This is a genomic window from Klebsiella sp. 18074, assembly GCF_902705905.1.
GTDB lineage: Bacteria > Pseudomonadota > Gammaproteobacteria > Enterobacterales > Enterobacteriaceae > Klebsiella > Klebsiella terrigena.
Map to the genome: position 1 here is coordinate 40,264 of NZ_CACSIS010000028.1, position 14,964 is coordinate 55,227.

Sequence of the window (14,964 nt, forward strand, 5' to 3'; positions counted from 1 at the left end):
ATTTGCGTTTCAGGAGGACGGCAGGCCGTTCGTCCCGGGGAGTATCGTCAGTAGTCTACCTGGGTCGGGCCACCGCTATCGCCGCGATCGTTACGATCCGGCGTCGCGCTCTGGATACCGCTATCGACCGGTTTGGTCGGCGGCGGCGCCGTTTTATCCGCCGGTGGGAAATAGAGCGGCCCCTTCAGACCACAGCCGGTGAGGCTGAAGATCGCCAGCAGAACGGCAAGCGTAGGAAAAACGTTTTTCATTGATAGTTGCCCGTGAGTCATTCTTTCTGCTTTCTATCATCGCAGGAGAAGACGTAAAAGCAAGCGTTTAGCATCCGACTGCGCGCGCTTTTGTTTCGCGCTATACTGCCGCCATCTTCAAAAAAGCAGGGTAGAACCATGAATGACAGTGAATTCCATCGCCTGGCTGACAGCCTGTGGATGACTATCGAAGAGCGCCTGGACGAGTGGGACGGCGATAGCGATATCGATTGTGAAATTAACGGCGGCGTGCTGACCATTAGCTTTGAAAACGGCAGCAAAATCATTATTAACCGTCAGGAACCGCTGCATCAGGTCTGGCTGGCAACCAAGCAGGGCGGCTACCATTTTGACCTCAAAGGCGACGAGTGGATCTGCGATCGCAGCGGCGAAACCTTCTGGGATCTGCTGGAGCAGGCGGCAACGCATCAGGCAGGCGAAGCGGTGAGCTTCCGTTAAAGCGGGCTAGCCGGCTGCGCTCATCGGTATCCCCGGTACGCTTCGCGCAGCCGGGGAGTACTTCGCGATATCAGGACGCGATATCAGGAGTAGTGCTGCTGGAGCATCGGTGACGCCGCGGCATCCTGATTGACCGGTGCCGTCGCGGCACCGATGGCCTGGCTACGGAAGGGAATAACCTGAAGCCGGCCGTCAACGTCAACGATCTGATAGAACTGCGGCAGGTTGAAGTTGATAAAGCTGGAGCCGTAGGTGAACCGGTCGTGCGATGAGGAGTAGAAGCGGCTAACGTCGCGCACCAGCTCCTCTTTACTGCCTTCACAGTGATGGTAAACCTCGGCGCGGTTGCTCTCGTCGAGAATATAGATATTAAATCCGCTGTCGTTATCCGCCTCTTCAAAGAAGAACTGAATAATCCCTTCGCTGGCAAAACCATCCACCACCTGCGGCAGCCTGACGTGGTTGGTTTCTACCTGAACCGACAGGCCGTGCAGCTTGTTGTGCGAGATGGCACCATAGAATTCAATGGCATTTTCCAGCTTCTGCACCGAGACGTTAAGACGTTCGAAGAACAGGCCCCACGTCTGCCCTGAGACACGCAGCGCCTTGAAGCGGCCGGTGTCCTGACGGGTGCTGGAGAGGCGTAGCTCAATGCACTCGGAGACCAGCTGCTGCACGCGAGTGCGGATGAGTCCGCGCAGATGCTGGCTGTAGCAGAACACTTCAACGCTATCCGGCGGCGCCGCGTCCTGGTGCATTTTGCCCAGAATGGTCTTCAGCGCTTCGATCATCGCCTGCTCGCCGTTGAAGTGCAGGGTTCGCACTTCGTTCCACGAGTTGCGATACAGCAGGTCTACGCTGCCTATCAGGCACTTCTGCTCTTCGCCAAAGCTAAATACGTCCAGCTTGCGGAAGTCAAAATGCACCACCTGATTGCGGAACGCGGCGGTCGGATCGTATTCAAGGTTAACGATAATCGCCAGATGGCGGATTTCGCAGGGGCTATACAGCGCTTTCGGCGTAGGCGAAGGTAGACGCAGCGGGAAGTGGTGAGAAACATCGGCCACCATCTCCTGCAGCTTCGCCAGGTCGACAATGCCGTTGCCCTTAATAAACAGGCGGGTGCGCGACGTCAGCAGGCCGTTAAACCACGCCCATGCCACCAGCTTGTTCAGATAGCGGTTATATTCCAGCGGCTGATGGCTAACGATCGATTCCATATCCGGCGCGCGGTTATAGACGTACCATCCAGTGCGGTTAGCGCGGCCCGGCGGCACGTGGATAAAGGTCAGATTCGGTTCGGAAAGATCCGGCGATATCTGCGGGTTCACCAGGGTCACTTTCCCCGGCAGCGCTTCAAACGCCGCGTACAGCTTGCGGGTCAGGACGCCAATATCCTGCGGACTGGCGGAAACGCTGAGGTTGTTGCGACGCGCAAAACGAATCAGGTTGCGGTAGCTCTGCATCATCGCATCAAGCAGTTCGTTGTGCGCTTTGCGTACTTCGTCGATCTTCCAGTTGGCCCGGTTGTCCAGCATCGCCAGACGCTTTTCATCCCAGCCCCACTCTTTCACCAGGTGGCTCACCACCTCGCGACGCCAGCCCACGCAGGCGCGCTCGCGGCTCAGCTTTTCGCACACTTTCAGGTAGAAACAGCGGCGTACCAGGTCGAGGCGCGTCTCGTCCTCGATGGCCTGCAGGTAGATCGTGACGCGTTCCAGCATCATGCAGTAGGGATCGAGACCGAAGGAAACGATCTCGCCGTCGTGCAGGCGCTGTTTAATATCTTTCGCCAGCAGGCGGTTATTGGGGTATTCCCAGGAATAGGCTTCCAGCAGCAGCGTTTTCAGCACCGCTTTATAAGGCGAATCAATGCTTTTATACAGCTGCCACAGGCTGGCGCCGAAGTACTCTTCCGCCGACAGCGAGCTCAGGCCGCCGAGATCCAGCCATTCGTTCGGCGTCAGCACGCCCTGCGCGTAGAGGCTCATGACGTAATCGTCATAGTGCTCTTCTTCGTCGCACGGCACCATGTTCCACAGAATACGCTTGCCGGCAAGGCGCACGGCGGTGCGGTAGAATTCGTCCAGCAGCAGGATATGCTGCGTAGAGCCGCAGTCTTCGCCGCCCAGACTGCCGCTTTCGTTATGGCGGAAGCGGTTCTCATCGATCAGGAAGAAGCTGACTTCCACGCCAAGCGACGCCGCCCAGCTCTCCAGCAGGCTGCATTTACGCTGCAGCAGCTGGCGCTCGTCGGTGTCGAGCCAGGCCTGGTGGCAAACCCATATATCAAGGTCGGAAGAGCAGCTTTGGCCGACGGATGAGGTGCTGCCCATGGAGTAAAGGCCGGTGATCGGCAGCTCGCCTTTCGGCGGCTCCTGCGTCAGCATTCCGCGGTTTAGCTCAAGCTCGTCAAGGTAGTGGCGTTGGGTTTCATCAGGCGTGTAAAGGCAAATGCCTCGGGGAACGTTACCGTCAAGGTAACCCGGCATCAACGGGTGATGATAATGTAGTAATGTCGGCAGTAGACTGTAAACCTGCTGAAAAGCGGGTCCCATGGCAGCAAGCGCGCGATCTACGCGCAGTTGGTTGATGGCATCCAGTCTCTGTTTCAGTGTCTCAATATAGAGGTACAAGACATATCGCCTGATGTTCAAAAACCCGACGTACCATAGCCAGTACCGGGTTTCAGTATTTCAACAAAAACCGTCACCATTCGTCGTCGGTGTGGTTGTGATGAACTGCTGACGGACAAATGGTTTAAAACGTGATCAATCTAACACCTTGCTGATTGACCGTAAAGAAAGATGCGCTACATACAAGTGTAGCACCGTTTACTGCGTGTAAATTCCTCTCTACGGTTCGGCAACCGGTATGCGCATAAAAGGCCAATAAAGAGATGACCGAGGCCCTGACCCACAAAACTAACATCCATAAGACAACAATGTTAGGATGGTTTGTGGTCGACAATGACGGTAACAAGCATGTTAGACAAAGTTTTGAAAATTGCCACAAGGCAAAGCCCACTTGCGCTATGGCAGGCGCATTATGTGAAAGAGCGCCTTGAGTCCTGCCATCCGCAGCTCAAGGTTGAACTGGTGCCAATGGTCACTCGCGGCGATGTGCTCCTTGATACACCCCTCGCAAAAGTGGGTGGCAAGGGCCTGTTTGTCAAAGAGTTAGAGCTTGCCATTATGGAGGGGCGCGCCGATATCGCCGTCCATTCTATGAAGGATGTTCCCGTCGAGTTTCCCGAGGGCCTCGGGCTGGTAACGATTTGTGAGAGAGAAGATCCGCGCGACGCTTTTGTCTCAAATCACTATGCCTCTATTGACGCGCTGCCTCAGGGCAGCATCGTTGGCACGTCAAGTTTACGCCGCCAGTGTCAGCTGGCCGCACGGCGCCCGGATCTGCAGATTCGTTCCCTGCGCGGTAACGTCGGTACCCGTTTGGGCAAACTGGATAGCGGTGAGTATGATGCGATTATTCTCGCCGCGGCGGGGCTGCTACGCCTCGGGCTCGAAGCGCGAATTCGCCAGCCGTTAAGCCCAGAACAATCTCTTCCCGCCGTCGGGCAGGGCGCAGTCGGCATTGAGTGCCGCCTTGACGACGAGTGGACGCAGGCGCTGCTGGCGCCGCTGAACCATACGCCAACGGCGATACGGGTTCGCGCCGAGCGGGCGATGAACACCCGCCTTGAGGGCGGCTGTCAGGTGCCGATCGGCAGCTACGCCGAGCTTATTGACGGCGAGCTGTGGCTACGCGCGCTGGTCGGCGCGCCGGACGGTTCACAGCTGGTTCACGGCGAACGCCGCGGGCGCCCTGAAGATGCCGAGCGCCTTGGCGTCTCTCTGGCGGAAGAGCTGCTGGATAACGGTGCCCGGGAGATCCTGACCGCAGTTTATGCCGGAGAAGCGCCACGATGAGTATCCTGGTCACCCGTCCGCTGCCGCAGGGCGAAGAGCTGGTCAGCCGCCTGCGCGGGCTGGGACGCGTGGCCTGGAGCTTTCCACTGATTGAATTTACGCCCGGCCGCGAGCTGCACACGCTCGGCGACCGGCTGGCGGCCCTCTCCGCGGGCGATCTATTGTTCGCCCTCTCTCAGCACGCCGTGGAGTTTGCCCACGCTCGCCTGCAGCAGCAGGCCCTGCGCTGGCCGCTGGCTCCCGGCTATTTTGCCATTGGCCGCACCACGGCGCTGACCCTGCATAAGGTCAGCAGCCAGAATATTCGCTACCCATTAGATCGGGAAATCAGCGAAGTCTTGCTACAATTACCTGAATTACAAAACATTGCTGGTAAGAAGGCCCTCCTGCTTCGCGGCAACGGCGGCCGGGAATTACTCGGCGAAACGCTCCGCGAGCGCGGCGCTGATGTCACTTTTTGTGAGTGCTATCAACGCTGTGCAAAGCATTATGATGGTGCAGAAGAAGCAATGCGCTGGCAGTCTCGCGGCGTCTCGACGCTGGTCATCACCAGCGGTGAGATGCTGCAACAGCTTTGGACGCTGATCCCGCAATGGTATCGAGAACGGTGGCTCCTCCGCTGTCGCATTTTAGTTGTCAGCGAGCGCCTGGCCCAGCAGGCACGGGAATTGGGCTGGCAGGATATCCAGGTAGCCGAAAGCGCCGACAACGATACGCTGCTACGCGCATTACAATAACTCTCAACATTGGAAGCCATAATGACGGAACAACAAAATCAATCCGCCGTGGTTGAAGAGACCAGGGAGGCCGTGGAAAAGACGCCACAGCCAGAGAAAACCGGGAAGGAAAAGGGCGGGAATAAAACCAGTCTTGTTTTGAGCGCGGTCGCTATCGCTATTGCCCTCGCCGCCGGCGTGGGTCTGTACAGCGTGCACAATCAGCAGCTATCCCGACAGAACGCGGCCAGCTCAGCGTTAGCCGCGCAGATTGCGGCCCTGCAGAAATCGCAGGAAGGCCAAAAAACCGAACTCGAAGGCATCATCAGGCAGCAGGCTGACCAGCTGACCGCAGCCAAAAGTCAGCAGGATGCGCTGGCGAAGCAGCTGGAAGAAGTGCAGCAGAAAGTAGCCGTTATCTCCGGCAGCGACGCCAAAACCTGGCTGCTGGCGCAGGCTGATTTCCTGGTAAAAGTTGCCGGACGCAAGCTGTGGAGCGATCAGGACGTCACCACCGCCGCCGCGCTGCTCAAAAGCGCCGATGCCAGCCTCGCCGATATGAACGACCCCAGCCTGATTGGCGCCCGTCGCGCCATTACCGACGATATCGCCTCGCTCTCGGCGGTAAGCCAGGTCGACTACGACGGCATCATTCTCAAAGTGAATCAGCTCGCTAATCAGATAGACAATCTGCGTCTGGCGGATAATAACGACGACGACTCGCCGATGGATTCCGACAGCGAAGAGCTGTCCAGCTCAATCGGCGAGTGGCGCATTAACCTGCAGAAGAGCTGGCAGAGCTTTATGGACAGCTTTATCACCATCCGCCGCCGCGATGAAACGGCAGTGCCGCTGCTGGCGCCGAACCAGGACGTCTACCTGCGCGAGAATATTCGCTCCCGCCTGCTGGTCGCCGCGCAGGCGGTTCCGCGCCACCAGGAAGAGACCTACAAGCAGGCCCTGGAAAACGTATCGACCTGGGTTCGCGCCTATTACGATACTGACGATGCCACCACCAAAGCCTTCCTTGAGGAAGTCGATAAGCTGAGCCAGCAGAGCATCACCATGAGCGTACCAGAAAATCTGCAGAGTCAGGCAATACTCGAGAAGCTGATGCAGACGCGAGTACGTAACCTGATGGCACAACCCGCCGTCGCGCAGAGCGGTGCTCCGGCTCCTGCCGCGACGCCAGCCGTGCCGGCACCAGCCCCTGCGCCACAAGGAGAGTAACGCATGTTGAAAATTCTCTTACTCTTCGCACTGCTGATCGCCGGGATCGTTATCGGTCCGATCATTTCCGGCCATCAGGGCTACGTGCTGATCCAAACCGATAACTACAACATTGAAACCAGCGTCACCGGCCTGGCGATCGTACTGATCCTCACAATGGTGGTGCTGTTTGCCATTGAATGGCTGCTGCGGCGTATTTTTCGCACCAGCGCCCATACCCGCGGCTGGTTCGTAGGACGTAAACGCCGCCGCGCGCGCAAGCAAACCGAGCAGGCGCTGCTAAAACTGGCGGAAGGCGACTACCAGCAGGTTGAAAAGCTGATGGCCAAAAATGCCGATCACGCCGAGCAGCCGGTGGTTAACTATCTTCTGGCGGCAGAAGCGGCCCAGCAGCGCGGCGATGAAGCCCGCGCCAATCAGCATCTTGAGCGCGCAACGGAGCTCGCCGGGGACGATCTGATCCCGGTAGAGATTGCCCGCGTGCGCCTGCAGCTGGCGCGCAATGAAAATCATGCGGCGCGCCACGGTATTGATAAGCTGCTGGAAATCACTCCCCGACATCCTGAAGTCCTGCGTCTCGCGGAACAGGCCTACACCCGCACCGGCGCCTGGCACTCGCTGCTGGACATCATCCCGTCGATGGCCAAAGCCAACGTCAGCGATGAAGAGCATCGCGCCGCGCTGGAGCAGCAGGCGTGGATTGGTTTAATGGATAAGACGCTGGCCGATCGGGGCAGCGAAGGCCTGCGCGAATGGTGGAAAAACCAAAGCCGCAAAACGCGTGGCCAGGTCGCGCTGCAGGTGGCGATGGCCAATCTGCTCATCGAGAGCGATGACCACGATACCGCGCAGCAGATTATTATCGACGGTCTGAAAAAGCAGTATGACGATCGCCTGGTGATGCTTATCCCGCGCCTGAAGACCAACAATCCGGAACAGCTGGAAAAGGTGCTGCGCCAGCAGATCAAAGCCGTCGGCGATCGTCCGCTGCTGTGGAGTACGCTGGGGCAATCGCTGATGCGTCATGGCGAATGGCAGGAAGCCAGTATCGCGTTCCGCGCCGCGCTGAAGCAGCGCCCGGACGCGTTTGACTACGCCTGGCTGGCGGATACGCTCGACCGGCTGCACCAGCCGGAAGAGGCCGCCACGCTGCGCCGCGATGGCCTGCTGCTAACCCTGCAGAACAATACGCCGCAGTAGCCGTCCCTGCCGCTGTCGCCTCATCAGGGGCGACAGTGCTTTCTCTGTGCGCCGTCTTCTCCGTTTATCCCCTGCCCTTTTCTTACCAGCCCCTGAAAGAAAAAAACGCCCGCACTGATAATCAGGGCGGGCGTTAAAACAGGTCTGTTTGACAACAAATTGGGTGCTTCACTCAACGTCGTGTCCATGGTGTTTGATGAGACCAGATAATGGCGACATCTGTCAGTGGACGATAAGCACCGTAAACGGCTCTGCGTCATTCCTGAGTTTATGAGGCACTAAAGGCGAACATAAGAGATGGAATGAGCATCTACCCGTTTATTATCGCACAGGTTCTGTGGAGATGACATCTCCCCTGATGGTGAATTGGGAGTTTTCTGGACAAAGAATGGCGGTAGAGGCAGGGAGGTTTTATTTTTTAAATCAGAAAGATACGAGGGTTTTTTGCGATATCAGAAAACAAAAAACCCCGCCGAAGCGGGGTTCAAAATTGGTCGGCGAGAGAGGATTCGAACCTCCGACCCACTGGTCCCAAACCAGTTGCGCTACCAAGCTGCGCTACTCGCCGATATACTGCTTTTTGAATTTTTAGTTCAATTCTTTAAAGTCGTGGTGCGAGGGGGGGGACTCGAACCCCCACATCCTAAGGACACTAACACCTGAAGCTAGCGCGTCTACCAATTCCGCCACCTTCGCAATTCACAACTCTATCAAATAATGGGGTGGCTAATGGGATTCGAACCCACGACAACTGGAATCACAATCCAGGGCTCTACCAACTGAGCTATAGCCACCACTACAAATCTTTTCACGCGGCACTGTCTTAAACAGTCCACCGCAGCTCAAGCACCGGGTTAAATGGTGCGCCCGACAGGATTCGAACCTGAGACCTCTGCCTCCGGAGGGCAGCGCTCTATCCAGCTGAGCTACGGGCGCTTAGCGCCGTTGCGGGGTCGGATATTACGGACTTCCCCCCCCGCTGTCTAGTGCCTTTTTAAATAAAATTTCCGTTTGCTCACACTTTATGCGCTTTGCTGCTTATTCAGCCGCTTTATCGACATTTCCATGCCGCCCGAGGCCAAAAACCTTATAAATAAGGGTAACCAGGGCCAGAAAAAGAATTCCGACAAACAGCGACATCCGGGTATCTTCGTTAAAACCCATGCCGATCAGCACGCAAACCAGAAACGCCATCGTAATATAGTTCGCCCATGGGAAGAGCAGCGAGCGGAACGGGTGGCTGGCCATCGCCTCCCGATGCGCGCGGCGAAAACGCAGCTGGCTAATCAGGATCACAAACCACGGCACCATACCCGGCAGCACGCTCGCGCTGTAGACGTAGACGAACACCCGCTGCGGATTGGGAATAATATAGTTCAGGCAGGAGCCCATCAGCAGGATCAGGATCGACAGCGCGACGCCGACCGCCGGTACGCCGTTGCGGGAGACCTTGCCGACTGCCGCCGGCAGCTGGCGGTTTTTTGCCAGCGCGTAGAGCATGCGGCCACAGCTGTACATTCCGCTATTGCAGCCTGAAAGCGCGGCCGTCAGAACCACAAAGTTGATAATGCCCGCCGCGGCGGTGATGCCAATCTTCGCAAAGGTCAGCACGAACGGGCTGCCGCCGACGCCAATCTGATTCCACGGGAAGATAGTCACAATGACGAAAATGGCGCCTACGTAAAAAATAAGAATACGCCACAGAACTTTGCCGACCGCGCTGCGCAGGGTCACCTGCGGATTCTTCGCTTCTCCGGCGGTAATACCGATAAGCTCAACGCCCTGGTAGGAGGCAACGACAATACAGAGCGCGGTCAGGAAGCCCTTCCAGCCGCCGGCAAAGAAGCCGCCGTGTTCGGTCAGGTTGCCAAAGCCGATGGAGTGCCCGCCGTTACCAAAGCCAAAGAAAATAACCCCCAGCCCGACCACAATCATCACGATGATGGTCGTGACCTTAATCATCGCAAACCAGAACTCGATCTCACCGTACAGGCGCACCGCCGCCAGGTTCGCCAACGCCACCAGCCCAACGGCAATCAGGGCCGGTATCCACTGCACCATGTCGGGGAACCAGAACTGGACGTAAACCCCGATGGCCGTAATCTCCGATATCCCTACCGCCATCCACATAAACCAGTAGGACCAGGCGGTCAGATAACCGAAGAACGGGCTCATATAGCGGTGAGCGTAAACGGCGAACGAGCCGGTTACCGGTTCGAGGAACAGCATCTCCCCCATCGAACGCATGATAAAGAAGACAAATAAGCCCGCAATAATATACGCCAGCAGGACCGACGGGCCGGCCCACTTCAGCGTACTCGCCGATCCCATAAATAAACCGACGCCAATCGTACCGCCGAGGGCGATTAGCTCAATGTGCCTGGCCTCCAGCCCGCGCTGAAGTTCCGCTTTTTTCTCAGTCATATACCCTCTTGTGTTTGCCCTGCTCCGGTTTTACTCGTTCCCGCCGAACGGCCTCGCTATTGGCAGCACGCACCTATCCCTCCGTCATCATGATGGATGTCGGAAAGTTAGCTGATAAGCCGCCTTGATGCCCTTCTGAAGGTCCCGCGCATATACCGGTTATTTTTATAAATGTGCGAAAGGAAATAGCCCTGCCTGCACGCCGGCAAAGAGTGCCGGCGCGCATTAAGCATGCGAATGGTTAATTAATTTTGCGGAAATGGCAAATAAAGTATCAGCCAGGTGAATGTATTACACCGAATATGTGTGAAAACTCGCCTGTTTGTAGTGGAATATTAGAGCTGGCCGGTATAATGCCAACGTAAATATCGCAGCAGCCTGATCTGTCTTTTAATCCGGCTGGGCTGTGATATCAAACGATAGAACCATTCCAGCCCCATGTTCTGCCAGAACCTGGGCGCCCGGTGAACGTGGCCGGTGAATACGTCATAGGTGCCGCCCACGCCCATATAGAGCGCCTGCGGATAGACCAACCGGCAGTCGCGCATCAGGATCTCCTGGCGCGGCGAGCCCATCGCCACGGTGACAATCCTCGCCCCGCTATCGCGGACGCGCTCAAACAGCGCCTGACGCTGGTCGGCGGAGAAATAGCCGTCCTGGCTGCCGACGATGTTAACATTCCAGCGCTGGCGCAGCTGCGTACAGGTCTGGGCCAGCACCTCCGGCTTGCCGCCGATCAGAAACACCGGCGTGCCCTGGGCTCCGGCGCGCTCCATCAGGGCTTCCCATAAGTCGGCCCCCGCCACGCGCGATACCTGGGCCTGAGGATATTTTTTACGTAATGAACGCACCACGCTAATACCGTCGGCATATTTAAATTCAGCCGCTTCAATCAGCGCCCGCACCTCGGGATCGTCCTCGACTGCCAGCATCTTTTCGGCATTGATCGCCACCAGCGTACCCTGACGAATTGCGCCGTCAGCGTAGAGAAAATCCAGTGCGTGCTGCATGTCGCGCCACCCGATGAGCTGTAAACCTCTCAGCAGATACAACGGCGCGGAAGTACTCTCAGACATGTTAATCCTTATCAGACCTGAGGTTGCGAAAGCGGTTTGGTCCGCTTATGAATCAGTCCTACGCTATCCAGGAACCAGTACAGCAACTTCGCCGCCAGCAGGCAGATACCAAAGATCACGAGGAAAAACACCACGCGAGAGCCGAAAGAGTCCAGCCCTTCGCGTGCCAGCACGATCATATTGAAGATAGCGCCAAAACAGAAACTATGCAGAATGGCCGCCTTGTAGCGGTTGCTCTCCCGGTTGCCAAGCTCATACAGCCAGTCAAACCACTTAATAATCAGCCCGACCGCGACCGCCCCCAGCGGAACAAACCATACCCCGCCCATCACCACCAGCGAACCAATCAGCGTCGGGGAGATGGCCAGCCCGGAGTGATTATTCAGCACTTCCCAGGTGAAGTAGTTGGCGGTATTGAGGACCATCGACGGCCGGCCGTGCCACATCCAGCTGGGAATAAAGACGTAGAAATCCCTGATCATCGGCGCCAGCCCCTGGAACTCTATCTTATCGTAGTTCTGCAGCAGCAGCGCCAGGTTCTCCCACGGCGAGAACGTATCGCGGGTCAGGTACAGGAAGGTATAAAACGCCTCATCGCCGCTGACGTTCATCCCGTAGCGCTTCAGGGCCAGCCAGAACATACCGACGATACCCAGCACGCCGGCCGCAGCCAGCATCCACAGGCTTATCCAGCCGCGAATAATGCCGATAAACAGGAAGATGGCGAAGGCGATAATGATGTTCGCCCGCGTGCCGCCGACGATAGCGTAGGTCAGCAGACCGAAGGCGGTGGTGCTGATAAGAAAGAAAATCCACGCCTTATAGTCCTGGCGCAGGAAGTAGACCACCAGCATCGCCGGAATAAAGAAATAGAAAAAGCGCTTCAGCGCCACGCCGGACACTTCGCTGGAGAAGATCTGGCTATAGGAGTTGAGCCTGAACAGCAGGAATCCGTTGTGGGCAAAGAAAATACCGACGCACAGCAGCGCAACGGCCAGCAGAATCATCCATGCCAGATGGGTCTCCACGCGGTTCATGGTGAACAGCGGGCGGCGCTGGCTATCGTGAGCGGACGAACGCAGCCGCGTTTTGTAGGTGACGTAATACACCGCGTAAAAGCACACCGACACCAGCAGGGTTTCCAGCAGCACTTCCGGCGGCGCAACGCTGACGTCAAAGCGAAATACCAGAATGCTGGTCAGCGGGAAGCCGAAGAAGAAAGTCAGCAGAAACAGCAGTGAAAAGAAGACGTTGAAGTTAAAGCGCACCCGGCGAAACTCAAAATACGTGGCGGTGGCAATAAACAGCGACGACAGCAGCCAGACCACCAGCAGCCCGCTAAATTGCATTAATGTCATGCGCTCACCCCCGAGGCAATCTGCAATGCCCGCTGCCAGCCCGTCAGGTAGTTTGGCCGGAAGAAAGCAATCTGGTTCTTATCAACGTTCGCCAGCTGACGTTGGGCCTCGCGTACCACGGCAACATCCAGGGTATCGCCGGTAAACAGTACCGGAATATTCTGCTCCGTCATATCCTGCCAGAACGGATTCTCCCGATTCAGTACGCAGGGAATACCCGCCTGAATCAGCAGGCACAGCGTACCGATCCCCTGCTGGCGGGCAAAGAGGAAATAGCCCAGATCGCAGCGGCGCAGCAGCGCCAGGTAATCGCTGAATTCCAGCCTGTCGCTGAGCACCTGTAAACGCCCGGCGCTAAATAACGCCGCGCCCGCCGCGCGCACTTCGTTAATATATTCCGCATTGTTGGCCGGATAGCCCATCGGGACGATCACGTTTACCGTATCGCCAAACTGCTGATGAATAGCGCGCAGCGCCGCAATATGTTCATTGCTGCGATCGCCGGAGTTGCCCACCAGAATGGTCAGCGCTTCGGTGCGCGGGGCGCTATCCGCCAGGGTATTCAGTGCCGGATCCATCCGGGTCGGGAAATAGAGCAGCTCTCCCGCAACCTTAGGGTGGCGGCGGGCAAACCAGCTCAGGTCGCCGCGGGTGGCAAAAACGCGCCCCACGCGCCCCTGAGCCATACGGCGCAGCGGATAGAAAAGCCGGAACTTCAGGCTGGACGAATTCTCATACAGATCGGCGCCCCAGATATGCCAGTTGAACTGGGAAGGGCGAATTCCGCCGCCGAGCAGCGCCAGCCACAGGCCGGTATTGAACTGACCGTGGAAGAAAAAGCGCTGGCGCCGATCCGCTTTCGCCGCGGAGATGACCGCCTGCGCCAGCGATTTCTTTCCGGGATAACAGGTGATGGATAGCGCCGGATACGCCTCGCGGACGCCCGCTGCGTCACCGACCACCATAAACCTGCGCGCCCGCTCGTCGCCGGCGGCCAGTTCGTCATTAAAGAACCGCAGAACGGTCTGGTTGTGGTGCGGAATATCCGATCCCAGTACGTGTATCAGTGCTGTCATACCCGTTTACGCCAAAGTAAAAACACGCCGCTACAAAGGGCGAAATAAACAATATACGTAGCCATATACGCCTGCGCTGCGCCAACTGCGCCGTGCGCCGGGATAAGCCAGTGTGAGAAGGCGGTCAACAGCGTGAACTGGCTGATTTCCGTCAGAATATAAAAACGCAGTGACGCTTTGGCGATCACCAGGTAGCCATAGACATAGGCCCCGACCTTAAGGACGTCGCCCACCAGCTGCCAGGCAAACAGGTCACGCATCGCCGTGAAGCGTTCGGAAAACAGCAGCCAGATGGCAAAGTCGCGCAGTAGCCAGACGGTCAGGCTTGCCGCCGCCACCGCCGGCAGGACAAATTTTAGCGATTTGCCGATCTCGCGGGTAATATCCGCTTTGGCGGTTAGCCGGGAGAGCGTAGGCAGCAAATAGACGCTGAACGACGCGGTGATGAACTGCAGATAGGCGTCGGAAATACTGCTTACCCCCTGCCAGATCCCCACCGCCTCCCAGCCGTAATGGGCCGCCAGCAGGTTACGCATCATCACCCAGGCGACCGGCAGCGTTACCGAGGTAATCAGCGCCATCAGGGTGAATTTGGACAGCTGCCCGGCGAAGCCGTTATCCCAGCGCGGGCGCAGCGCGCTGAGCGGGATACTCCCCCGCCGCCACAACACGATAGCCGCCGGTACCACCGCCAGCGCGGGAACCAGCGCCAGCCCTAGCAGCGCGCCCTGATAGCCGCCAAAATGGTAACAGGCATAGTATGCCACCACGCCGATCAGGCTACCGGCAATCAGCGATACCGCGTTCCCAGCCGCATCGCGGAAGCCTTTTATCAGCGCCAGCAGGAAGTTAGCCCAGGCAATGCCCATCTGCACCAGCGCCACCAGCCGCACCAGCCCCTGGTACTGCGTATGACCAAACAGCCCCTGGCTAATCGGCGCCGCGGCGAGTAAAAAGATAATCGCCAGCAGCGTCGAAAAGCCCAGCACCATCGAAAAGGAGGTGCCGACCACCCGGCTAAGCTGCTGGCTATCGTCGTGATGCTGCGCAACCAGCTTGGTTACGCCGTTGAAAATACCGGCTCCGGCGAGGACGCCAAGCACGGTGACCAGCTGGCGAAAGTTACCGGCCTGGCCTACGCCAGCCGGCCCGAAGGAGACGGCCAGCAGCTTAACCACCAGCAGTCCGGCACCGATTTTGACCAGGGTGGACGCCGCGGTCCACAGCGAAGCTTTTGCCAACGACATA

At 57.6% G+C, this 14,964-nt stretch carries 12 protein-coding genes and 4 tRNA genes; 5 read left to right on the forward strand and 11 right to left on the reverse strand.

The window, feature by feature from the left end:
• Positions 1–47: 47 nt before the first annotated feature.
• Positions 48–251, reverse strand: coding sequence for a lipoprotein (locus tag GVK32_RS22720; protein ID WP_041143491.1), 204 nt, complete (start codon positions 249–251; stop codon positions 48–50).
• A 138-nt stretch (positions 252–389) separates the two neighbouring features.
• Between GVK32_RS22720 and cyaY the strand changes: the two genes are divergently transcribed.
• Complete coding sequence (gene cyaY / locus GVK32_RS22725) at positions 390–710, forward strand: iron donor protein CyaY (RefSeq protein WP_041143490.1); 321 nt, start codon at positions 390–392, stop codon at positions 708–710.
• Positions 711–793: 83 nt separating this feature from the next.
• On the opposite strand, the gene cyaA is transcribed toward cyaY, so the two are convergent.
• Positions 794–3,346, reverse strand: a complete 2,553-nt coding sequence (gene cyaA / locus GVK32_RS22730) for a class I adenylate cyclase (protein WP_159872529.1) — start codon at positions 3,344–3,346, stop codon at positions 794–796.
• A gap of 348 nt (positions 3,347–3,694) precedes the next feature.
• Here cyaA and hemC point away from each other — a divergent pair, with 348 nt between their 5' ends.
• The 4 genes from hemC to hemY are packed head-to-tail and all read left to right on the forward strand — an operon-like array spanning position 3,695 to position 7,782.
• Positions 3,695–4,636: a hydroxymethylbilane synthase gene (hemC, locus tag GVK32_RS22735; protein ID WP_045853608.1), complete on the forward strand. Its 942-nt coding sequence runs from the start codon at positions 3,695–3,697 to the stop codon at positions 4,634–4,636.
• Positions 4,633–5,373: a uroporphyrinogen-III synthase gene (gene hemD, locus GVK32_RS22740; protein ID WP_159872531.1), complete on the forward strand. Its 741-nt coding sequence runs from the start codon at positions 4,633–4,635 to the stop codon at positions 5,371–5,373. Before hemC ends, hemD begins: the two co-directional genes overlap by 4 nt.
• Positions 5,374–5,394: 21 nt before the next feature.
• Positions 5,395–6,582, forward strand: coding sequence for a uroporphyrinogen-III C-methyltransferase (hemX, locus tag GVK32_RS22745; RefSeq protein WP_159872533.1), 1,188 nt, complete (start codon positions 5,395–5,397; stop codon positions 6,580–6,582).
• Positions 6,583–6,585: 3 nt separating this feature from the next.
• Positions 6,586–7,782, forward strand: coding sequence for a protoheme IX biogenesis protein HemY (hemY, locus tag GVK32_RS22750; protein ID WP_041143485.1), 1,197 nt, complete (start codon positions 6,586–6,588; stop codon positions 7,780–7,782).
• Positions 7,783–8,273: 491 nt separating this feature from the next.
• Here hemY and GVK32_RS22755 read toward each other — a convergent pair.
• From GVK32_RS22755 to wzxE, 9 genes are all read right to left on the reverse strand, one after another.
• Positions 8,274–8,350: transfer RNA gene (locus tag GVK32_RS22755), tRNA-Pro, on the reverse strand.
• 42 nt (positions 8,351–8,392) lie between these two features.
• Positions 8,393–8,478 (reverse strand) — tRNA-Leu (locus tag GVK32_RS22760).
• Between the two features lie 22 nt (positions 8,479–8,500).
• Positions 8,501–8,576: transfer RNA gene (locus tag GVK32_RS22765), tRNA-His, on the reverse strand.
• A gap of 65 nt (positions 8,577–8,641) precedes the next feature.
• Positions 8,642–8,718, reverse strand: a tRNA-Arg gene (locus GVK32_RS22770).
• A 102-nt stretch (positions 8,719–8,820) separates the two neighbouring features.
• On the reverse strand, positions 8,821–10,206 hold the full coding sequence (locus GVK32_RS22775) for an amino acid permease (RefSeq protein WP_159872535.1): 1,386 nt from the start codon (positions 10,204–10,206) through the stop codon (positions 8,821–8,823).
• Positions 10,207–10,541: 335 nt separating this feature from the next.
• Complete coding sequence (gene wecG / locus GVK32_RS22780) at positions 10,542–11,282, reverse strand: lipopolysaccharide N-acetylmannosaminouronosyltransferase (protein WP_159872537.1); 741 nt, start codon at positions 11,280–11,282, stop codon at positions 10,542–10,544.
• Between the two features lie 11 nt (positions 11,283–11,293).
• Entirely contained in the window at positions 11,294–12,640 is a 1,347-nt protein-coding gene (gene wzyE / locus GVK32_RS22785; RefSeq protein WP_159872539.1) for an ECA oligosaccharide polymerase, read from the reverse strand.
• Positions 12,637–13,716, reverse strand: a complete 1,080-nt coding sequence (locus tag GVK32_RS22790) for a TDP-N-acetylfucosamine:lipid II N-acetylfucosaminyltransferase (protein ID WP_159872541.1) — start codon at positions 13,714–13,716, stop codon at positions 12,637–12,639. Before GVK32_RS22790 ends, wzyE begins: the two co-directional genes overlap by 4 nt.
• Positions 13,713–14,963, reverse strand: a complete 1,251-nt coding sequence (gene wzxE, locus GVK32_RS22795) for a lipid III flippase WzxE (RefSeq protein WP_159872543.1) — start codon at positions 14,961–14,963, stop codon at positions 13,713–13,715. Before wzxE ends, GVK32_RS22790 begins: the two co-directional genes overlap by 4 nt.
• Between the last annotated feature and the right edge of the window lies 1 nt (position 14,964).